The sequence below is a fragment of the Sphingobacterium sp. B16(2022) genome, assembly GCF_012030425.1.
In the GTDB taxonomy this organism is placed as follows: domain Bacteria; phylum Bacteroidota; class Bacteroidia; order Sphingobacteriales; family Sphingobacteriaceae; genus Sphingobacterium; species Sphingobacterium anhuiense.
Genome location: NZ_JAAUVN010000004.1, coordinates 496,225 through 517,166 on the forward strand (window position 1 = coordinate 496,225; position 20,942 = coordinate 517,166).

The following is a 20,942-nucleotide window of genomic DNA, read 5'->3' on the forward strand; positions in this document are numbered from 1 at the left end:
TAGATTTAAAAATGATTACTATATAACGCCTGCGATCACATCATAGTAAGACCTTATGTAAAGAGTTGTAAATTCTTCCAGATTGGGATTTTCAGAAACACTTTTATATTGATTAAGTGAATCCATGGTTCCCCAGTGGAACACTCCGTTAAATGTTGGGTCACTATGAAAAACGACTGTGTTATCATTATTTATGTCCTGATTAATTTCACAGTTATCATTAACACCATAGGAACGCAAGTAAGAAATGATTTGTTTTTTCATGTGTTCGAACTCTTTTTCAGGAATATCTGCTCCAATGTCTGGAAAAAAGTCATCTAGAGTGCAGTGTGTAGACTTAGTATTTTTTTTACGATAAAAATAAAGTAGAGAGACAATAATAGTGACAAGCATTATAGTAATAATGACTCCCCATAATAGAAACTCTATTAGTTTAATAATCCCTAGAGTAATAGCAAATACTAATATTAAGAAATTAAGCATATTTTAATAACCGTTGCATAGATATTTTACATGATAGTTTTATAAAATTTTTCGAGGTTGAAGTCACCTAAACGTTGATCTATATATTTTCTAGCGGCATTATGCCCCTTTTCAATATTGGGTGCAAATGTTGAAAATATTCCAAAAACTCTTACCTTTTCTTTAAAAGAATATGTATTTGTCGCATTGATTTCCATAAATCTGTAGAACAATTCTATTTCTTGTTCATAATTGCCCGAGTTTGCAATCGGTCTATCCATTGCGTATGGAGAGGTGATTAAAATTCGTAGATCATTGTTAGAATCTGCTGTTACGCTATAATTCCAACCTCTATATGTTGAATTATCACCAGTTCTGATTTTATACCACATTGTTAAAATACTATTTGCATTTATAATCTATTGTATACTCCTTTGCTCCATCGGTCTCTTCGAATTCTTTAACATTAGTTATTAAACCATTATTATTAGTGGTGTAAGTAAATGACCAATTTGTTTCATGAGGAGCACCATCACTATATAGACTTTTTTCAGAGCTTATTGCATTTTTTGATTTTTTACCAAAATAGCCCTGTTCAAGAAGAACTGATTCTGCAAAATCAAGAGTTGAGGATAATCTTGAATATAAGGCGAAATAAGGAACATTATTTTGAGGTAAATCATATTTGAACTCAAAATTACTTTTATTTAAAATCCCATTTTCTGAACCATAATTTTCATTGGTTTTAATCAAATTGCCATCTTTGTATTCTAAAATAATGTCTCGATGCCATTTGCTTTTACTTTTTGAAATAATTTTGTTCAAATATCCATTTGCATCATAACTGTAGTTCTTTTCGATATCAATAGAATTGTTAGAATCTAATTTTTGGGATTTCACAACATTATTTGATTTATCAATCTGGTAAATAACAGTATATGACTCATAGTCATTCTTGAATTTAAGTGTAATTGTATTTAGCTCGTAAGCAAAATCGTAAGATGAATGCTCTAACTTACCTTGCCAAGGTCTTTCATCCAGTTCATTTTGAGCATTAATGACTCGATTTTGGTTATCACGCTTAAATTTTACAAAGCCACCTTCATAGGTTAATTGTTCGACAAGACAATTGTTCTCTATTTCACCAGAGTTATTATCTGTATTATCTTTTTTTGAACAACCTGCTAAGGTTGCCAATGTCATTAAAAGTAAGATTACTTTTTTCATAAATCTAAAGTTTGATTAGTGTCGTTTTAATTGCAACGACTGTTTATGGTGTGATTTTCAAAAATACGGAGAGCAATAAATTGCTGTATACGGTAATCCGTAATAGATTTTACTTTATAAACATGTTATAATAATTAGGTATCGATGAATCCCTTTACGATAGGTTAGTAAATACAAAAGCGTGGGACTATAACCTAGAGCTGTCGGAGAGAGGTACCTAGGAAGAACCCTTACACAAACAGATAGGCCACGCCCCACGCTTTTGAGCGTAGAACGTTACTCTAACTGTCCTTGTTGTGTAATTTGAAAATTTCCTAGGTTTTCTCTTTCACAAGAACTTTTAGTTAACGCTTAACTTGATATTTTAAATTCTTTTTATTCTATAGCTGTAATTATTTATTGTCCAAAGATAAATATAAAAATTTGACTTTAATAAATGCTTCTTCCTCAAATCTAAGGTGGGGGCTGTTTAATATACACCTGTGGTGTTCAAAAGATAATTGGGTGGGGGTATTTCAACACCAATTGTTAAAAATTTCTATATAATTTTATTTTTTGTGGAAATTTTGCTGACTATTTTAGAAATAGGAGCCATATTTAATGTTGTATTTCTTTAATTAAACTGTTGAAATCCAATATTTACTAATTCTAATTTGGAATACTTGACAGTAATTTAATGTATATCAATGATATAAATATTATTTCCATTGTCGGCTATATTGATAATAGAGTTTATATAGCTGTCATTTTTTAGTATTACTAATATGGAAGATATATAGTGAGTGTATAGTTAGTACGATGTTTGATTTAAACAAAACATTATGGTACATCAAAATTATTGAGGGGTATAAATAATGATTTTGATGTACCAAAATATCCCTATTTTAAGTGTACAAACCCTGTAACTTCTATTCTTCTTTGTCCGTTGAGTTTTGGAATCTTCTTAGTATTGATAAATAGATTTAGAAAATGTTTATTTCTTTTTATGCCATTATCATACTTTTTAGCAATAGAAAAAAATTTGTTTAAAATATTAGCTTCATTATATTGCTCCCCCATTCTAAATTTTTCATTCAATTCGGAAATTAAAGGAAAATTTTTTGAAGCGTCATTGAGATAAGCCTTTTGATAGTATTGGTTTAATTTAAGTTGACTTTTGGCAATTTCCCTCAGCCTTTCTTCACCCTCGTCCATGAAGATATTGAATATCTCAGGATGTTTTTCTAATAGGTCTTTTCTCATTTCTTGCATGTTTCCAATCACATATTCACCTTCGTGAATTCTCTTTTGAATACTTTGTAACTCATTTAGATTATCAATGATGATGTTTAGCTTATCTAAAAACGGAATGCTAGTATCCTTAAATTTAATTTTATCCAAATCAAGATTTGAAAATGGGAGGTCTTCATGCAAAACATTGAAATATTTCATCTCTGTATTATAAATTTTTACATTTTTAAATTCCAAGATTAATCGTTTTACATCGATATACAACGATTTGACGTGATTTGACAGACAATAATTGTCTCTTAAAAAGTAGTTAATACTATAATCTTTATTTACAAAAATCTTATATCCAGTCATATCAATAAGTCCATCAATAACTTCCTTAATTACTAAGTCTGGCGTGGAAAAGCGCATAGTTTTAAGATAATTAAATACCTCTTGGTTTGCTTCTAAATATGCTTTACACTGTTCTTGGCTTTTAAAGGAAATGCTTGTGGGGATATCTGTGATGAAATGTGCTGATTTGATTTTACTCTTTCTAAATCGGCCTAGTATCTGAATAATCTCATTTGAAGGGTCGATGATCGTATGTGAGACTTTTAAATCTGCAAGAATAAATACATCAGCATCTTCTTCGATATCTATATCGACAGCTGTAAAATATCTGCTGGTCAAAAAATTATATTTGCTGAACTTTGTCTCGTCCAATAAATAACTTAGATGGAAGGGGTTTATTTCTTTTCTTTTGTTGTAAAACTCTTTGACTTCTTCCTTTGAAGTGAAAATACTAGACTCATTTTCAATATTCAATGATTTAATATAATTGGATATTTGTGCTAGTGATTTAAAGAAAACAAATATTTTATCTGATTTACAAGATTCTAATTTGGATTTAAATGCATCCAATACTGAATTTGTTGTAATTACCTTTAGCTCTCTCGTGATAGGGTAAGTTGGAATAATATTTTTAATTGTAAAATTGTGCTTTGCAAAACGAGAGTCTGATGGAATGATAGGAGTTGCGCTCACCATTGCTTTATTCTTGAACTCAAAAAATACCGTCATTGGGAATGTAATTTCTTCACGAAAGTCACTATCGTGTGTCATTTTATCAAACTCGTCAATCAAAAGAAAGTATTCATTAAAACAGTCTATTTCTAGTTCCTTCAACGAGTCCAATACACGGGACAGTGATTCAGGAGTTACCATGATTTTCTTAAATTTTGGCTTACTTTTTTTTAGGAAGCGCTTGATTTGATCTTTTCCTATTCCTTCATAAACACCCAATAGATGGCTGTGCTTTGTTTGCTTGCCTTGTATTACTGGAACATTTGGTACTATTATGATTGAATTTCTAGTCTTATCAATTATTTCTAAGTAAGTCGCTCCAATGCCAGTAATATTTTTAAATAGCAATGTATTTGTAGGGATTCGCGAAAGTATTGTATCTAAATAAGTATCTTTTGAGATGTATAGATTTTCTGTTTTCATGACATTAAAATGCTGAGCCAAATAAATTGGCTAATGGAAATTTTGTGAAATTTTAGTATTAATCTGGGAGAGAAATCCCCCAGATTATGAAGTATTAGTCTTGACTCGCTATTTTTAATAATTCTTTCGCATCTAGATCATATTTGGTATATGATGCGAAACTTAGAAGCTTATGCATACCTCTCATGTAATACAGCTCAAATGTAATACGCTTTTTGTCTATTGTGGTTTTGATTTCAACATATGAAATATTATCCTTATTAAATCTAACTTCGGAAATGTCTATTTTATTTCCGCTTGAGAGATTTTTAAAGAACAGCCATAAACCTAATCGTTGTTCATTATCAAGCGCTCTATAATATTCTTTAAAGTATTTTTTTGATGTGACTCCAAAGTATTCATGATTTTCAGTGAAGAAATTTTTATTAGACAAGGTATATTTGGCTTTTTTTTGATTTGCTTTTTTTGTCGTGCTAGCAAATAATGGTTTTTGTACCTGTGATCTGTTTTTTAATTGAGCAATATTCATCTTCGAAATTTTTAGTTTTAATCTGTCATGTCATCCCGGTTCGTTTCTCCACTTAAACTTTGGCGCCTTATTGTTTAAGTGTTATCCCCTTCGGACAGCACAAAGGTGCACATGCAAAAAAGGGGGATATAATAAGGTTTATTTTCTATCGCCCCCTTTTTACAATAAAGAGTTATCTTATTAATTATTAGTGTGTAAAACTTTTTTGGATTAAATAAAAAAGGACAGAAAACATTCAAGTTTCTGTCCTTTTTAAAATGGAGGGTTATATATTGTCTATTTCTTTATGAGTTGTTTTATAAAGTCTTCCTTAACATCATCAAGCCCATTGACATCCATAGTCTGTTTTTTGGGTACTAAATCGAATAGCCTAAGAAAGGAGAAAATTAGGAAGTGCTTATCCTTTTTCTTGTATTTCTCATGAGCATGGTCATGTATGAAGCTGTTTAGCGCAGGTACCACTAGTTTTAAAAACTCGTATAATGGTGATAGCTTAGCGCTAAAAGACATACTGTCGACTAGATTGGTGACTAGCTTCTCGAAAAAATCAGTAGTACAAGTGGGGGTAATGCCAGAAAATTCCATGAATCCAATCTTTAAGGAAATCTCATGATCAAACTCATAGATTGTATTAGGTGTTTTCTTGATAGGAATGTTTAAAGCTTTTTCTTGATCAGTTAAGAACCTTTCCAAACGGAATCTATGCAGAAAGTTTTGATATTTAAGCTGTGTGTAATAATCAAACGCCTCCTGTTTGTAAAGGTCATTTACCTTTGTGGTTTCATCGGTAATGACCGCGCCATATTTGTCTTTATGCCTAAGAACGATTTCGGAGTTGAGGATATCCTTTCTCATTTTTAGCACATTAAAGATATCTCTAACCTCTTCTATAGCCTCTTGAATAAAAGGATTTGAGCTAAAGTCATCATAATTTTCATAGTATGATTGCCAATAATCTTCTTTGTAAAGCGCTGTAATACTGAAAAGATTGTTTAAAAAATGTTTCAGTGTTTCGGCTTCTTCAGATGAAATTTCAGTTTCAGGCTTTTTAAATAGTACTCTTGAGCTAAGGTCTCGATAGCTATAGTCTTTATGGTAGAAAACTTCTCCGTGTTCGGAATAACTCCGTTGAACTCGTAGTTTATATTTAAGATTTCGTGTATTGGCTAGTTCTTTTTTCCGTTGCTTTAGATACTCTTCGGAATTTGTTCCTTGTCTTGTAATTATTTTTGAATCATCAATCTCCCTTGTGATTGGCATAAAATATTTACAAATTGTCTCAGTAATTTCGATTGTTTCATCGAATCCTAATGTTTCCCAAGAGGTTGTAATTTCCATTAAATATTGATCTGTTAAATAAAAACTAATTATAAGCAAAAACAAATGAAAAAAGCCCATCCCCAATAAAGGGAAATGGGCGTATTTTTATTTTTGATGAGACATCATTTTCATTAAGGGGTATAAAAAACAAAATATCCGTGTCTCACTTTTAAATTATAACTCAGGCATCACATGCTTTAATTCATCAACATTATGAACCCCTAGACCACGCAAATACTTTAAGGTGACTATCATGTCCGAATGACCTAACAATTGCTGTAGAATGTGTAGATCCTTAGTTTTTTTGTATACGTTCACAGAAGCAGTATGGCGAAAGGAGTAGATTGTTTGATTCTTTTCAATAATACCCTCTTTCTCCATTAGTTTAAACATTCGAGTCCAAGCGGTACTAAAATAATATGGATTATTGGAATCAGGTCTTCTTGTAAAGATGTTGTCGTCATGAGATAAGCCTTCCAGTCGATTTAGAAGTAATTCTCTTACATAACTAGGTATTGGCACTGTTCTGATTTTTTTACCTTTATTTTCATTACCTGAAAGATGGATTTCTGTTATATTGTTTTTAAAGTGGTGACGCTTTAGTAGCCTAATTTCATTATGTGGGCGTAATAAACAGCCATAACTCATTAGGCAACATAAGTGCAATTCTTCATGATTGTTTTTTAAGAACTGTAATACGTTCTTAAGTTGTTCGTCAGAATAGATTTTGTGTAGTTTAGGAGTAGCCTTTCTCTTGTCAGTTCTGGTAATTATTGCCGTATTGAATTCAAAATCCTTATCTATTTCTCCAAATACAGCTTTTATATGACGACGCGAAATCATGTAATTAGAAGCCGTAGAATTGAATTGATTCATAAACTCTTGAATCCGACTCCGTTGTAAGTCGTTAATATTACTATTTAACTCTTCTGTTGTTAGAAACGCTTTTAGTTTTTCTGTTAATCTTTCAAGATGGTTAACGTAGTTACGGGTTAGATTTGCTTTTTTCTTGTTTGATATAGCTAGATCTAATAGTTCTCCTAAAGAAGTGTTTTCTATCGTTTTTACTTTTGATAAAGATTTGTTGATAGGATATTTACCAAATTCAATGGCTTTTTTAAATTCGTATTCTAGTTGCCTTAACTGTTCTTTCCTCTCATTGATAGTTTTACAAGAGTTTGGTTGTATGTTTAAACCTAGTTTTATACCTGTGTACTCCTTATACTTATTTTCTCCTATCTTGATGTAGATATAGGAACGTTTTTTTAAGTCATCAGTTGTGGAAATGGAAATCTGGATTTTGTGCATTTTTTGATGTTCTCGCACTGTTCTCCCAATAAATTTTATCTATTGTATTTTTCTTTTCAATAATTAAATATGATAGCTTCATTGTAACTTTAGATATTAAAAATCAAATTTTTCAAGTAAAATAATATAATAAACAGTGTCTAGAAGCCTAGAAATATTGTTTTTTCATTTTTATGTTTGATATAAAAAAAATCTAAGTTACATTTGAGTATAGACTTGACTTTGTAGCTCAGCTGGTAGAGCAATTGACTCTTAATCAATGGGTCGAGGGTTCGAGCCCCTCCGAGGTCACCTCCTGTAAAAAAGCCATTTTTCTTTATGAAAAGTGGCTTTTTTATTCTTCGCGACTTTTGATACTTGAGATTGATTCGTTTTTTTTATCCTCAAAATGATTTGTTTTACATTTTTTGCAATTCATATGTAACTTGGACATTTGTGATTGAATCAATCATCCTGTTAAAATCGTTTTTTCGGCTAATTTAAGACCTCTAGTAATCAATTAACTACAAAATTTTGGTGGTTTCATCGATTAAAAGTCATTACTAAATGTTCATTAATCTAAATTTATTAGCCATTTTCGCCCTAAAATTAATACTTACTATATTTTAGGATGATTAAAAAAACCAGAACTACAAAGACCAAATTTTTAAAGAAGGTAGTTTATTTTATTATAACATTTTTGGTTGTATACGCATGTCGTAAAAACCAGATCAGAATAGATCAGAACGCTGTACACTTTACAGCAACGATCGTTGAAGAGAATCAAAATAGAGCAATAGGTACTACATGGCAAAAAGGAGATGAGATCGGTATATTTATGATCGAGTCAGGAATGCCATTATCGACTAGTTCCATTGTCAACGGTACTAATAATCATATTTTTTTTATAAACGGATCAATATTTCAAACTACAGATGAACTTTTCTTACCTGAAAAATCGGTAGATTTTATTGCTTATTATCCTTTTAAAATAATTAGCGATTATCAATATGTACTTGATATAACGGATCAGTCTAATCAGGCGAAAATAGATCTCATGTACGCAAAAAATGCAAAGGCAATCAATAAAGGGAACAATAATATTCCACTTATATTTGAACGTCAATTATCAAAAATATCCATTAAATTAACGGTAGCCAATATAGATGAACACGGGTATGAAGAGATGAAAGTCGTAATGCCGAAACTAAACACGCTTGGCTCCTTTGATCTGGTAACAGGCAAGTTAGCAGTTAAAAAGGACAGCCAGAAAGATATTGAGGGAAAAGTCATAAACAACCATGATGGGACTGCTTTTGTCGAATTCTTCCTTTTTCCAGGAGAAAATATTACTGGAAAAACCATACAGTTTTTAACTTCAGACAACACGAAGTTTACTTGGAAGCTACCAAAAGTAAATAAACTGAAAAGAGCGAATCATTATTCTTTTGATGTAAAAATTGATAACGGTATTTCTGATGGAGGCATTGTCGCAACGCAACCTTACTTAGAAATTCCAGGAATAACGAAGTTGAAAAAGGACGAGGTTTTTATTCAGCACTTTTTACCTGATGATCCGAAACGCCGTAATTACACCATGCTGTACGATAAGGTGAAAAAAATGGCCTATTGGGTTGCCTACCCGTTGCACAGTAGTTATCTCGGTAATGCCAAACGTACCGATGACTGGCAATACGACCCGGCTATAGCAATGGAGTTTCAGCCCACTTTATTTAAAGGTTTTGGTACTTCAGGTTACGATAGAGGGCATCAGTTGCCAAGTGCGGACAGAAATTTTAATAATGCTCAGAATAAGACTACGTTTTACTTTTCAAATATGACCGCACAGGCATCTAAACTGAATCAGGGTGTCTGGGCAAACCTAGAAAATAAAGTGCGGACATGGACGGCACAATGTGATACGCTATATGTGGTAACAGGAGCGATGCCAAATACAAAATCTAACACAGCGATTGAATATATCATCGATAATAAAAACATAGAAATCGCCAGACCCAAGTATTATTTTAAAGCGCTAGCAATGAAAAAGGGAAAGAATTATTATACCATTGCCTATAAGATGGACAATGAAACACCAAGTTCTAACAAGTTTGAAAAGTATCAAATGACAGTAAGCGAATTAGAGAAAGTGACAGGATTTAATTTGTTCCCGGATTTAAATACAACGCAAAAACAAAGTATTGATGCAAACATTTGGAGATAAATCTTACCATTCATTGCATTGTAAAAAACACACAAGACATTGAACAGCACCATATATATTGGTGAGTTGTTTGTTAGAAGATTGCTTTTAAAAGAAATATCAGGGGGACCTAGGCAAAATTAAGCTCAGATTCCCATTCTTTTTTAATGATAAAACCAAACGATTTTAGACATTAATTGTTTTGGAGGTACTGATTAATGGTTATACTTTGTATTTTAGCTAGATGAATATAAAAGGATTTGCTTTCATTCTTATTGGGGTATTGTCCTGTCTAAGTGTGGCAGCGCAAAAGAACCCATTACCGGCACATAACAATTGGATATTTGGACCTTCTATTGGTTATCAATATCAGAGCGGAAGTTTTTTGAAAGCATCTGCCTGGGGGTTATTTGCACCAAATGAGTCGCAGTATATGAAAATTGATGCTGGTGCAAATTTCACTTGGATGGGCGGTAAAACAACCGTAATTCCCGAGGTGGGATTTACTTATTATGTCAATGATTTTGTTCTATTACCTTTTGTCAAAGCCGAATTGACCCCCTATACGGTAACGCCAAAAGTTGGTCTCAGTCTTTTCTCTCTCATTGATCTGGGAGTAGGTTATGGGTTTGATATTAATACCAAGAAAGATTTTAAACAAATTAAAGGAGTGAATTTATCCTTAGGAGTCAATATTCCTTTAAACTTTCATTTATATTAGACTCTATGAGAAGAAGTATTGTTGTTAAATTGATCTGTCTTGTGCTATTTAGCTTCAGTATGCAGGTAAAAGCTCAGGAGATCTTATATGGTCCTACAATTAGTTATCAATATCAAAAAGGAAGTGCTGTAAAAACAGGAGGGTATTTTGCATTTGCTTTTCTCGGTGAAAATATTTTAAAAACAGATGTTACCGCTAATTTTACATGGACACATAATTTTACATGGACACAGAAAAAGTTTGCAGTAATTCCTGAGCTGGCGCTGTCTTTCTATCCTGAATCCTGGGTAGTTGCTCCTTTTGTACGGACAGAATTCACTCCATATACCTTTACACCAAAAGTAGGTGTTACAATGGCCACTCTTTTGGACTTGGATTTTGGATATGGATTTTCAATCGCTGACAAGCAGGATTATCGTCCACTGAAGGGTTTTACGATTTCGCTCAGATTTAATATTCCGCTCAACTACAAACTCAATATGTAGTGTTTTTGTTATTTGAGATAACAACCTATTATTTATAACAGAGTCTATTTCCCGGTAATTTTAAAGTGTAATATTGATAATGAAAGATTTTACCCATTTGCATCAGCCAACAGGTCGACTGATCAGTGATGAAGAAAGGACGTATCTCTTTTTTGGCGGAACTTCCTATCTGGGCTTATTGGTTAATGAGGCTTATATCGATGTATATAAACAAGGAATTTCTATTTATGGACTGAATAACGGAACCTCCCGTAATAATAATATTCAGCTTGGTATTTTTGATATTGCTGAGGAGGCTGCAGCTTTACGATTTGGCTTTGAAGATGCGATGATAGTTTCAAGTGGTTATTTGGCGGCACAATTGGTTGTGAGGGAACTTGCTTTACAAGGAACACTTCTATATGCTCCCAATAGTCATCCAGCATTGTGGTTTGATGTCAATCCAGGAGTGAGTGGTCTTATGGCTTCTTGGCTGGAGGATGTGGTAAAGCATATCAATGCCTCTAAAGAAGATTCTTTCGTAATTGTGAGTAATGCACTGGATAATTTAACACCCCAGCACTACGATTTTAGTCCATTACTAAAAATAGATCCCAATAAAAGGATCGTGCTTTTAGTCGATGACTCGCACGGAATCGGGGTGGTTCGCAAAAATAAAGTTTCTACGGAATTGTCTATGTTTGATAATACAGGAATTGATGTCGTAGTGGTTGCATCTTTGGCAAAAGGAATGGGAACAGATGCGGGTATCATCTTGTCATCCAATAAGTGGATTCAAAGGTTTCGCAAGTCATCTTTTTTTACTGGAGCCTCCCCTGCTTCTCCCGCTTTCATGTACGCTTTTACAAATTCACAGGAAATATATTCGGATGAATTCAATAAACTCCAACAGAATATCAAGCTATTAAGCGATTTAATCGGCAATAACCTAAGTCATATTCCTAATTTTCCTGTTTTCAGCTCCACGAACCCTGAACTTTATCAAAAATTAGTAAAAGAGGGATTTTTGATTTCAAGTTTTCCTTATCCTTTGGAAACAGATCCACCATTAAACAGAATTGTGCTGAGCAGTCTTCATAATGCCGAAGATTTAAAAAAAATAGCACAGGTAATTTGTGATTAAAATTTAAGTCATAGGCTTATCATTTGTTTCACGTGAAATGATAAAAATAAAATTAAAGGTTTGATTTTCAGTAATAAAGTGTATTTTTGTGCTTCTTTGAAAAATGAGTTTAGCGATGCAAAATGGCTAAGCTGTTGTAAATGATCTCTTTTGGAATAATTTTAAAATAAAAAAAATGTTTAAATTATTTCCAAACGTCATTTTAAAGAGATACTTTTGCAACCCCAAAGTATATTTGGTTAAAGGTTGAGAAATAAATAATTACAGTAAAATTGATATGACTAAAGCAGAAATTATTGCAGAAATCTCTAACAAAACAGGCTTAGAGAAGGTAGATGTTCAAGAGACCGTTGAGGCATTCTTCAAAGTGGTTAAAAACGCAATGGTGGGTGGAGAAAATGTATACGTAAGAGGTTTTGGTAGCTTTGTTGTTAAAAAAAGAGCTGAAAAAACTGCTAGAAACATTTCTAAAAACACAGCGATCATCATCCCTGAACATTTCGTTCCTAGTTTCAAACCGGCAAAAGTATTTGTTGAGAAAGTAAAAAACGGCAATAAATAATCTTAAAAACAGATTAAAAATGGCAAAAACCAAACAAATTATAGTAGTAGGCGTGGTTGCAGCATTAGTTGCGGTACTATTGGCACAACCTATCAAAGGTTTGGTGAACGAGAAAGAAGAATCTGCTCAAACGGAGCAATCTTCTTCCGAAATTAATTTGGAAAACATATCGTTAATGACAAAACAAGGATTAGATGCAAATTTAATCAAAGATATTTCCGATATTGAGACCCAAATTGCAAAGGCATCTGGAGAAGAAAAGATTTCTTTACTTCAAAAGTTGGCTGTAAAGTGGGATGATTTGGCGAAGCCAGCTCCGCAAGGATTCATTTATGAAGAAATGGCTAAAATTTCTCCAAAATATGAATACTGGTTGAAAGCGGGTAACTCTTATCGTACTGCTTACACAAATTTACAAGACTCTACTTTAGCTCAGGCTTTAACACAAAATGCAATTCGTTCTTACGAAGCTGCGTTGAAATTAAATACTGCTAGTTTAGAAGCGAAAACAGGATTAGGAGCTGCTATGGTTTCGGGTACTAATAACCCGATGGCAGGAATTGCTTTACTTCGTGAAGTGGTTCAAGCAGATCCAAAAAATGTAGAAGCAAACAAAACTTTGGGATTGTTTTCATTACAATCTCGCCAGTTTGATAAAGCGATTGATCGTTTCAAAACAGTTATTGAATTGAAACCAGATGCGGAATCTTACTTTTATTTAGCCACAGGCTATGAAAATATTGGGATGAAAAGTGAGGCGGTTGCTGCTTTTAAACAAAGTAAACAACTAGCTGCTGACCCTTCCCTTTCACAATTTATCGATCGCAAGATCGCTGAGTTGAGTAAGTAATTAATTTAGTTTATAATCATTTAAAAAAAATTAGCTATGCCAAGCGGAAAAAAAAGAAAAAGACACAAAATGGCTACTCACAAACGTAAAAAACGTTTAAGAAAAAATAGACACAAGAAAAAATAGTCTTTCTTGTATAAGACTCCAATAGGTTGTTGAGACATGAAAATAACGCAATAATCGCATTGAAGTTTGATGATCTACACGTAATTTATTACGTGTAGATTGTTTTTTTTTATAAAAAAACGTTCTTTAAGGTTTAATCAGATACAACAAAGTTAGCAGGGTATGCTAATTTGTATCGTAAATATGTAGCTGTTGGTAAAGGAATTAATTATCGATTCTACTCCTGAAAAAGGAGTTACTATTGCTTTGCTACAGGATAAGCAGCTTGTTGAACTAAATAGGGAAACGGTTAACAATAATTTTTCAGTTGGAGATATTTATCTTGGGCGAATCAAAAAAATTATGCCGGGATTAAATGCAGCATTTGTAGACGTGGGATACGAAAAAGATGCTTTTCTCCACTATTTGGACTTAGGTCCTCAGGTTCAATCTTTGCTAAAACTTACTCGAATAGTAAAGAATGGCAGTTATCAAGAGAAACTGCTAAATAGTTTAAAACTTGAAAAGGACATCGATAAGGCCGGTAAGATATCTGATATCTTAAGCAAAAATATGCTTTTACCAGTTCAAATCGCAAAAGAACCAATATCAACAAAAGGACCTCGATTGAGCTCCGATCTATCTATTGCAGGTAGATTTGTCGTACTGGTACCTTTTTCAAGCGCGGTTTCCATATCCAAACGAATCAAAGGAAGTAATGAGCGGACACGTCTCAAGAAGATTGTCGAAGGAATAAAACCTCCTAATTTTGGAGTTATTATCCGAACGGTGTCTGAAGGTAAAGGCGTAGACGAACTACAAAAGGATTTATTGGATCTAATCTCTAAGTGGGAAATATTTACCAAGCGACTTCGGACAGCAGAACCTCCTCAAAAAGTATTGGGTGAAATGGATAGAGCTTCTACCATCTTACGCGATTTATTAACAGATGAATTTACACATATTCATGTAAATGATCCTGTGATATATGAAGAGACAAAATCTTATGTCCAAGATATCTCTCCTGATCTAGAAAAAATTGTAAAACTTTATAAACATAAAGAACCAATTTTTGACCATTTTGGGGTTGAGAAACAAATCAAAGCTGCTTTTGGAAAAACTGTTACATTACAAGGTGGTGCTTATCTCGTAATCGAGCATACTGAAGCACTTCACGTCGTTGATGTTAATAGTGGTAATCGTTCTGCTAATAAAGAGAACCAAGAGGATAATGCGCTCCTGGTTAATATGGAAGCAGCAAAAGAAATTGCGCGTCAATTGCGCTTAAGAGATATGGGCGGGATCGTTGTTGTCGATTTTATCGATATGCATAAACCTACTCATCGCAAAGAGCTGTACAGCTTCTTGAAAGAATGTATGGCCACGGATCGTGCGAGACACACAATCTTGCCTCCAAGTAAATTTGGATTAGTGCAGATTACGCGTCAACGTGTTAGACCAGAAATGAATATCGTTACAAATGAGAAATGTCCCGCTTGTGATGGTACTGGTGAGATCCGGTCAAGTATTGTCCTGATGGATGATATTGAAAATAATTTAAGTTTTATTCTTCAAGAACAAAATGAAAAAGGAATATCACTATGTGTACATCCTTATATAGCCGCTTTTATTAAATCTGGCTTTATTTCAAAAAGAATAAAATGGTTTTTGAAGTTTCAAAAATGGATCAAAGTTGTTCCGGTTACTTCATATTATTTAACGGAATTCCATTTCTTTAATGCTAAAGACGAGGAAATCAAGTTATAATCGAAAGAAATTAAAAAGGGTTGATCCATCTGGTCAACCCTTTTTCTGTTTATAAACTCTGATACTTTTAATCCAACCAATTGATGACAATGCCATCTTTTTCCATCTTACGGAAATAAGTCATCTGCCTTTTTGCATAGCGATGAATTTCTGTTTCCAATTTTTTATAGAACTCTTCGTAGTTTAATTCGCCTAATAGGTATTTAGATATATATTTATATTCCAGACCATAATATTGCAGTTCTGTATGACTAACACCAGATTCCAATAATGCCTGTACCTCCAAAATAAGTCCTGCCTCTATTCTTTGATCCAGTCTTTTGGAGATCTTTTTTCTTCTTGTTGATACATCAGGATTTAAGCCTATTACAAAGGAATCTAAACTTTCATTACTAAGTATCATTTCTGGATTATTCTTAAGCCATTCTAAAATTTCTATCCCGCGAATGATTCTCTTTTTAGTGGATAAATCAATAAATAGATCATTGGGTTTGTTATACTTGGCTAATCTATCGATAAGTTCATCCTTTTCAAATTGATATAGAGCCTCTTTAAAACCAGGTTGGCTAGGAATTTTAACATATTTACTGCCTTGAATAACACTTTGAATGTAGAGCCCAGTGCCCCCGGAAAGTATGATACGTTTTTTTTGTAGCAATAGGGATTGATAGATTTGTTGGAAATCTTCTATAAATTGTCCTAGATGATATTTTTCTCCTGGATCACAGATGTTGATGAGATGATAAGGAACATCGCCGTATTCGGATAGATCTTTACCAGTACCTATATCCATTTGACGATAGACCTGGCGGGAATCTGCACTGATAATTTCGGCCCCGATTTCTTTTGCTATTTGGACTGCTAGAGCTGTTTTCCCAGAAGCTGTAGGGCCTAAAATAACGATGACTTTCTCCCTTGGCAAAGATGAGATTGCCAAAGAAGAAAGTAATGTTTGTTGTTTAGTTATCACACAACAAATTTAGTCCATTTTTCAGAACCATTGTTGTTGTTGACAACATTTTCTATAAAAGCCATGCCGCGTACACCTTCGTGTACTTGAGGGAAATCCAACATTTCTGCCGTTGGTGTCTTACCTTCTAATTTCGCAGATACAGTTTGAGCAAAATTGCGGTAAATATTACCAAATGACTCTAATAGACCTTCTGGATGCCCAGATGGGATACGCGTATTGTGTGTTGCAAATGAACTTAACTGATTTGGAGCATTGTACGCATTTCCGGTACGGAATACTTGACGAGGTTCGCCTAACATTTTGATTGTTAAGTTATTCGGATCTTCGTTAGCCCATTCTAACCCGCCATTTTCACCATAAATACGAATGCGTAAAGCATTCTCTTCTCCGGCTGCTACTTGTGAAGCCCAAAGCATTCCTTTTGCTCCTTCTTCAAAACGCAATAAAACAGAACCGTCATCATCTAGATGTCTTCCCTCAACGAAAGTCGTTAAGTCTGCACATAATTCTGTAATTTTTAATCCTGTGATATATTCTGCTAGGTGAGCTGCGTGTACGCCGATATCGCCCATCGCTAAAGATTTTCCAGATTTAGTAGGATCAGCACGCCACGCCGCACCGGCATTTCCTTCACGCTCAGTCAATTTACTCAACCATCCCTGAGGATATTCGACAACAACTTTACGGATTTTACCAAAGTGACCAGCTTTAACCATTGCTTTCGCTTGTTTTACCATCGGATAACCGGAGTAAGTATGTGTTAAGCAAAGTGTTTTATTCGTGCTTTTTATTATTTCTTCTAAAGATTTTGCTTCTTCTAATGTTAAGGTCATCGGTTTTTCAATGACAACATTGAAACCATTTTCCAAAGCCATTTTTGCAGGAGGATAATGCATGAAATTGGGCGTAACAATCGTTAAGAAATCCATGCGCTCTCCTTCGGGAAGCTGGCTTTCTTTTAAAATCATTTCCTCATAATTTGCATAGCAACGATTTTCTGGAATGAATAGATCTTCAGCAGACTGTTTGTTGATTTCAGGATTGATGCTGAATGAACCACATACAAGTTCGATTTTACCATCCATATTTGCCGCGATACGGTGTACAGCTCCGATGAAAGCATCGTTGCCCCCTCCGACCATACCCATTCGTAGTTTTCTCTTCATGTGATATATTTTATTATTTACTGTTTAGATTAATCGACAAGATACAAAAAATGATTTTATTTTATAGATAGAATCAGTTTAAGACTGCCCAAGTTTTCTTTTAAGTAGCCATCAGGAAATTCTTTTTGTAGGTTCTTATATTGATCTTCATCTCTAATGAGCACTCTTGATATTCCATTTACCCAAAATTTAAGGGGTTCGAGTTCTGATTTTTTGACAAAACCAATTTTTTCTAATGAAGAATCTTGATTCCAATCCTTATCCGTATAGGTCATAATATCCTGGGGGTTGAAATCGTTGATAAATGCTTTAAGCAATTTGCTGATTCCCCCTACTACATTATAACCAAGTTTATTGCAAAATCTAATTAGTTCAAATGACCGATAGTTTTCAATATTTAATTCAGGCATTTTTCTTCCTCCGCTAAATACGGCAAGAGAAACTAGTTCACCCTCTAAAAATAGACCATACCGATATTTTCCTGGCATTGCCCCCTGCAAGTGGTTTTCTTCCAAGAATGCGATTGTATTTTTTTTATCGACACGAGCTACAACGGTATTTCTAGCGTAAGCTTTTTTCTGATGTAAGGCGATTGCCAGTATTCTTTTTAGAATGATAGCATATTTGCTAAATAATATATCTTCATCAATATGTACGATTTTTTGATTTTCTTCTGAAACCCGCTTCGTGATATTAGATCCGTAAAGGTGAATTTTAAAAGGAAGCTCCTCCCCCGTTATTACTGTAAATACGGGGGATTTTTCGGAGACTAAAATCTCTGAATTGAAGCTCTTTCGTAATGCATTACAAAAGCGTTCTACTATTTGATGGTATGAATCTGTCATTTTCGAATAACAAAAATATGATTTATTAGAAACAAACTGTGGTTTTCGATTGAATTTTAATACGTATCTTTGTCCTTCAAAAAAAAATAAAGTATGAAACTTCCAATTGTGGCTTACGGAGACCCAGTTTTGCGTAAGGTAGCAGATGAAATAGATGAGGATTATCCAAACTTGAAACAACTTATTGCAGATATGTTTGAAACGATGTATGCAGCAAGTGGTGTTGGGTTAGCAGCCCCCCAAGTTGGTTTGCCAATTCGTCTTTTTGTAATCGACGCAACTCCTTTTGCTGAAGATATTGAAGAAGAAAAAGAAGTGTTGACAGCTTTCAAGAAAGTTTTCATTAATCCGATCATGGTTGAAGAGTCTGGTGAGAAATGGGCCTTTAATGAAGGATGCTTAAGTATTCCTGATATTAATGAGGATGTTTTGAGGAACCCGAATATTAAGATTAATTATCTGGATGAAAACTTTGAGGAGCACGAAATTGATTTATCCGGTTTAGCAGCGCGTGTTGTACAACATGAATATGATCATATCGAAGGGAAATTGTTTACTGATAAATTGTCTACACTGAAAAAAACAATGTTGAAAGGAAAACTGGATACAATTTCTAAAGGGATGATCCGTGTTGGATATAAAATGAAATTTCCATTTCAAAAGAAAAAGCGTTAGTTATAATTAACGCTTTTCTAATTATTTCTCCACCTTATCCACCCACTATCGGAAGGGAGAATTTATATTTTACGGCTAAGATCCGAACTGTAAAGATCAACAATGCACTTAAAAAAGCATTTATGCCCTCGGAAAGTCCAAAATAAGGTAAGGTTACGTAAAGTATAGCTCCTGATAAACAAGCTGTTGCGTAAATTTCTTTTCTGAAAATTAGTGGCGTTTCATTCATAAGGGTGTCCCGGATGACCCCTCCCATTACAGCCGAAAACATGCCTAGAATTACAGCCGCAATTGTAGAGCTTTCATAGGTAATGGATTTCTGTAAGCCAACAATAGTAAAGAAAGCGATCCCCATGGCATCAAAAAGTGTTAAAGTTCGGGAGAATCTATCTAATTTGTCGTTAAGGACTGCTGATAGAAAAGCCCCGATTAGTATAGCAATTAAATAATTCCCATCGTCAACCCAAATGGGACGAAGGTTTAGAAAAACATCCCGGAGTGAACCGCCCCCTATTGCTGTAACAAATCCTGTAAAAGTTGCACCAAAAATATCAATTTTTCTCCGATTAGCTGCCATGGCTCCTGAAATGGCAAAAAGCATTGTGCCCATTAAATCAGTATAGTATATATAATCAGGTCCTGTCATTTATGCTTATTCTATTGGTTTGGCGCTTAGTTGTATAGGTTGATTCGTATTTAATATACTTTTTTATCGTTTTATGATCCTGATTTAAAAAATGATTTTCCGATCACTTAATCTAATGTTTCGTCTATTCCAGCAGTAAATATAGTTTTTTATTTTACATCACGATAATGCTTAGCGCTAGTTCTGATCAATTTGTCTACAGCATGGTAAGAATCAATATCTTCTTTTTTGGAAGTTTGGAGATACCGACTATTACATAATCTGACTTTTATAATATAGTTCATAGATTTTATTTTTAAAATCTATGAAAGAAAAAATTACGTATTTGATGCAAATTGATTTTCGATTAGCTGTTTGAGCGTGATTATAAAGCAGCTCTTTAAACCAATTGAATCTGGAGAAACCTACTATTATTGTTGTTAGCAGGGTGATACCATGTTATAAGCAACTGGGTACCTGGTTCGAATATAATAGAGGTATAACAGAGGGATAAGAGGGGGTTTATAGGGGGTTAGTAGAGGTAAAGCTCTATTAACCCCCTATAAAATCTCAGTAATCTCTCTATAAATCCCAGTTTAAGTAATAATCAGTTCCCTTTCAGTTCCCGAGCAGGTTATAATATGCCTTATTCCGGAGTATCTTTACGGGGATAGCTGGCTATTGCAAAACAGCAGCACTTCTCAGGATCCCTTTTGTAGTATATACTATATACTATATAGTATAAAGTAAAGATGTCGGCCCTGCGGAAAGCATGAGGAGACATGGATCACCTTATCAGTAATAGTAATAGTAATAGTAATAGTGTCGATGATGCCGCTGTACTGAAAAAGATATAATTTCCATTTGGCTATTCCCTAAAAGCATACTGCATCCATGAAAGACGGTTCAGGACGAACAGTTCCCCCGCTACCCCTTTTTATAGTTTAAAGCCAGGATTGTCCGTTTCTCAGCCCCGAGAACAGATCATAGGTAAATTTATCGGTCAGGTTATAAGCTGTTTACCGTTTCGAGGCAAACTATTTCCGGAAAAGATTAGGAAGTGATTATAAAAAGTCGCTATCTTTGCACCACTCCGCAAGGGAGGAACGGCTGATCCGAAAGGATAGGCACTGAAAAAAGAAGGGTTTAATGAAGATTAAACGCAGAAACATCAGGAAAACAAAAAAAATAAATTTTCACATTTATTTTGGAGAAACCAAAAAGATTTCTACCTTTGCAGTCCCAACGGAAACGAAGGGAAACAGAAACAAGATCGATAACGGCGCAATGCCGACATCA

The 20,942-nt window shown here is 33.9% G+C and carries 20 protein-coding genes and 1 tRNA gene; 9 read left to right on the forward strand and 12 right to left on the reverse strand.

The features are described 5' to 3' along the window. Positions 1-18: 18 nt before the first annotated feature. The 7 genes from HCX49_RS20520 to HCX49_RS20550 form a co-directional block, all read right to left on the reverse strand. Positions 19-483 (reverse strand): hypothetical protein, encoded by a 465-nt coding sequence (locus tag HCX49_RS20520; RefSeq protein WP_168128008.1) that lies wholly within the window; start codon positions 481-483, stop codon positions 19-21. A 26-nt stretch (positions 484-509) separates the two neighbouring features. Next, positions 510-854 (reverse strand): hypothetical protein, encoded by a 345-nt coding sequence (locus HCX49_RS20525; RefSeq protein ID WP_168128009.1) that lies wholly within the window; start codon positions 852-854, stop codon positions 510-512. A gap of 10 nt (positions 855-864) precedes the next feature. Continuing rightward, complete coding sequence (locus tag HCX49_RS20530; protein ID WP_168128010.1) at positions 865-1,689, reverse strand: DUF4595 domain-containing protein; 825 nt, start codon at positions 1,687-1,689, stop codon at positions 865-867. Between the two features lie 879 nt (positions 1,690-2,568). Next, positions 2,569-4,407 (reverse strand): hypothetical protein, encoded by a 1,839-nt coding sequence (locus tag HCX49_RS20535; RefSeq protein ID WP_168128011.1) that lies wholly within the window; start codon positions 4,405-4,407, stop codon positions 2,569-2,571. Between the two features lie 94 nt (positions 4,408-4,501). Next, positions 4,502-4,936, reverse strand: coding sequence for a hypothetical protein (locus tag HCX49_RS20540; RefSeq protein WP_168128012.1), 435 nt, complete (start codon positions 4,934-4,936; stop codon positions 4,502-4,504). Positions 4,937-5,212: 276 nt separating this feature from the next. Further along, the gene (locus HCX49_RS20545; RefSeq protein WP_168128013.1) at positions 5,213-6,274 is read right to left on the reverse strand and encodes a hypothetical protein; all 1,062 of its coding nucleotides are present in this window, start codon (positions 6,272-6,274) and stop codon (positions 5,213-5,215) included. A gap of 156 nt (positions 6,275-6,430) precedes the next feature. Next, positions 6,431-7,564, reverse strand: a complete 1,134-nt coding sequence (locus HCX49_RS20550; RefSeq protein ID WP_168128014.1) for a tyrosine-type recombinase/integrase — start codon at positions 7,562-7,564, stop codon at positions 6,431-6,433. A gap of 218 nt (positions 7,565-7,782) precedes the next feature. On the opposite strand from HCX49_RS20550, the gene HCX49_RS20555 reads away from it, so the two are divergent. The 8 genes from HCX49_RS20555 to HCX49_RS20590 all read left to right on the forward strand — a co-directional run bounded on the left by HCX49_RS20555 (position 7,783) and on the right by HCX49_RS20590 (position 15,359). Then, positions 7,783-7,855, forward strand: a tRNA-Lys gene (locus tag HCX49_RS20555). 319 nt (positions 7,856-8,174) lie between these two features. After that, positions 8,175-9,767, forward strand: a complete 1,593-nt coding sequence (locus HCX49_RS20560) for a DNA/RNA non-specific endonuclease (protein ID WP_132771782.1) — start codon at positions 8,175-8,177, stop codon at positions 9,765-9,767. A gap of 223 nt (positions 9,768-9,990) precedes the next feature. Then, positions 9,991-10,467 (forward strand): hypothetical protein, encoded by a 477-nt coding sequence (locus HCX49_RS20565; RefSeq protein WP_021189244.1) that lies wholly within the window; start codon positions 9,991-9,993, stop codon positions 10,465-10,467. Positions 10,468-10,472: 5 nt separating this feature from the next. Continuing rightward, positions 10,473-10,952, forward strand: coding sequence for a hypothetical protein (locus tag HCX49_RS20570; protein ID WP_168128015.1), 480 nt, complete (start codon positions 10,473-10,475; stop codon positions 10,950-10,952). A gap of 79 nt (positions 10,953-11,031) precedes the next feature. Next, positions 11,032-12,075 carry an aminotransferase class I/II-fold pyridoxal phosphate-dependent enzyme gene (locus tag HCX49_RS20575; RefSeq protein ID WP_021189242.1) on the forward strand — a complete coding sequence of 348 codons (1,044 nt, stop codon included), beginning with the start codon at positions 11,032-11,034 and terminating at the stop codon, positions 12,073-12,075. A gap of 277 nt (positions 12,076-12,352) precedes the next feature. Continuing rightward, positions 12,353-12,637, forward strand: a complete 285-nt coding sequence (locus HCX49_RS20580) for an HU family DNA-binding protein (protein ID WP_021189241.1) — start codon at positions 12,353-12,355, stop codon at positions 12,635-12,637. Between the two features lie 19 nt (positions 12,638-12,656). Next, complete coding sequence (locus HCX49_RS20585; protein WP_021189240.1) at positions 12,657-13,487, forward strand: tetratricopeptide repeat protein; 831 nt, start codon at positions 12,657-12,659, stop codon at positions 13,485-13,487. 318 nt (positions 13,488-13,805) lie between these two features. Next, positions 13,806-15,359, forward strand: coding sequence for a ribonuclease E/G (locus HCX49_RS20590; RefSeq protein ID WP_021189239.1), 1,554 nt, complete (start codon positions 13,806-13,808; stop codon positions 15,357-15,359). A gap of 67 nt (positions 15,360-15,426) precedes the next feature. On the opposite strand, the gene miaA is transcribed toward HCX49_RS20590, so the two are convergent. Genes miaA through HCX49_RS20605 form a run of 3 tightly spaced genes read right to left on the reverse strand, consistent with a single transcriptional unit; the run spans position 15,427 to position 18,343 of the window. Then, positions 15,427-16,329 (reverse strand): tRNA (adenosine(37)-N6)-dimethylallyltransferase MiaA, encoded by a 903-nt coding sequence (gene miaA, locus HCX49_RS20595; protein WP_317166851.1) that lies wholly within the window; start codon positions 16,327-16,329, stop codon positions 15,427-15,429. Next, positions 16,326-17,498 (reverse strand): Gfo/Idh/MocA family protein, encoded by a 1,173-nt coding sequence (locus HCX49_RS20600; protein WP_132771787.1) that lies wholly within the window; start codon positions 17,496-17,498, stop codon positions 16,326-16,328. Before HCX49_RS20600 ends, miaA begins: the two co-directional genes overlap by 4 nt. Positions 17,499-17,554: 56 nt before the next feature. Next, positions 17,555-18,343, reverse strand: coding sequence for a hypothetical protein (locus tag HCX49_RS20605; RefSeq protein ID WP_132771788.1), 789 nt, complete (start codon positions 18,341-18,343; stop codon positions 17,555-17,557). 93 nt (positions 18,344-18,436) lie between these two features. Between HCX49_RS20605 and def the strand changes: the two genes are divergently transcribed. Beyond that, a complete protein-coding gene (gene def, locus HCX49_RS20610; protein WP_132771789.1) occupies positions 18,437-19,018 on the forward strand; it encodes a peptide deformylase in 582 nt (193 codons plus the stop codon). A 34-nt stretch (positions 19,019-19,052) separates the two neighbouring features. On the opposite strand, the gene HCX49_RS20615 is transcribed toward def, so the two are convergent. Together HCX49_RS20615 and HCX49_RS25700 are read right to left on the reverse strand one after the other, a co-directional pair. After that, positions 19,053-19,664: a trimeric intracellular cation channel family protein gene (locus tag HCX49_RS20615; protein ID WP_168128016.1), complete on the reverse strand. Its 612-nt coding sequence runs from the start codon at positions 19,662-19,664 to the stop codon at positions 19,053-19,055. A 149-nt stretch (positions 19,665-19,813) separates the two neighbouring features. Continuing rightward, positions 19,814-19,948, reverse strand: a complete 135-nt coding sequence (locus HCX49_RS25700; RefSeq protein ID WP_259194733.1) for a hypothetical protein — start codon at positions 19,946-19,948, stop codon at positions 19,814-19,816. Between the last annotated feature and the right edge of the window lie 994 nt (positions 19,949-20,942).

Coding starts and splice junctions, on each gene's coding strand:
- HCX49_RS20520 (WP_168128008.1), bottom strand. CDS start 483: ATGCTTAATTTCTTAATATTAGTATTTGCTATTACTCTAGGGATTATT.
- HCX49_RS20525 (WP_168128009.1), bottom strand. CDS start 854: ATGTGGTATAAAATCAGAACTGGTGATAATTCAACATATAGAGGTTGG.
- HCX49_RS20530 (WP_168128010.1), bottom strand. CDS start 1,689: ATGAAAAAAGTAATCTTACTTTTAATGACATTGGCAACCTTAGCAGGT.
- HCX49_RS20535 (WP_168128011.1), bottom strand. CDS start 4,407: ATGAAAACAGAAAATCTATACATCTCAAAAGATACTTATTTAGATACA.
- HCX49_RS20540 (WP_168128012.1), bottom strand. CDS start 4,936: ATGAATATTGCTCAATTAAAAAACAGATCACAGGTACAAAAACCATTA.
- HCX49_RS20545 (WP_168128013.1), bottom strand. CDS start 6,274: ATGGAAATTACAACCTCTTGGGAAACATTAGGATTCGATGAAACAATC.
- HCX49_RS20550 (WP_168128014.1), bottom strand. CDS start 7,564: ATGCACAAAATCCAGATTTCCATTTCCACAACTGATGACTTAAAAAAA.
- HCX49_RS20560 (WP_132771782.1), top strand. CDS start 8,175: ATGATTAAAAAAACCAGAACTACAAAGACCAAATTTTTAAAGAAGGTA.
- HCX49_RS20565 (WP_021189244.1), top strand. CDS start 9,991: ATGAATATAAAAGGATTTGCTTTCATTCTTATTGGGGTATTGTCCTGT.
- HCX49_RS20570 (WP_168128015.1), top strand. CDS start 10,473: ATGAGAAGAAGTATTGTTGTTAAATTGATCTGTCTTGTGCTATTTAGC.
- HCX49_RS20575 (WP_021189242.1), top strand. CDS start 11,032: ATGAAAGATTTTACCCATTTGCATCAGCCAACAGGTCGACTGATCAGT.
- HCX49_RS20580 (WP_021189241.1), top strand. CDS start 12,353: ATGACTAAAGCAGAAATTATTGCAGAAATCTCTAACAAAACAGGCTTA.
- HCX49_RS20585 (WP_021189240.1), top strand. CDS start 12,657: ATGGCAAAAACCAAACAAATTATAGTAGTAGGCGTGGTTGCAGCATTA.
- HCX49_RS20600 (WP_132771787.1), bottom strand. CDS start 17,498: ATGAAGAGAAAACTACGAATGGGTATGGTCGGAGGGGGCAACGATGCT.
- HCX49_RS20605 (WP_132771788.1), bottom strand. CDS start 18,343: ATGACAGATTCATACCATCAAATAGTAGAACGCTTTTGTAATGCATTA.
- def (WP_132771789.1), top strand. CDS start 18,437: ATGAAACTTCCAATTGTGGCTTACGGAGACCCAGTTTTGCGTAAGGTA.
- HCX49_RS20615 (WP_168128016.1), bottom strand. CDS start 19,664: ATGACAGGACCTGATTATATATACTATACTGATTTAATGGGCACAATG.
- HCX49_RS25700 (WP_259194733.1), bottom strand. CDS start 19,948: ATGAACTATATTATAAAAGTCAGATTATGTAATAGTCGGTATCTCCAA.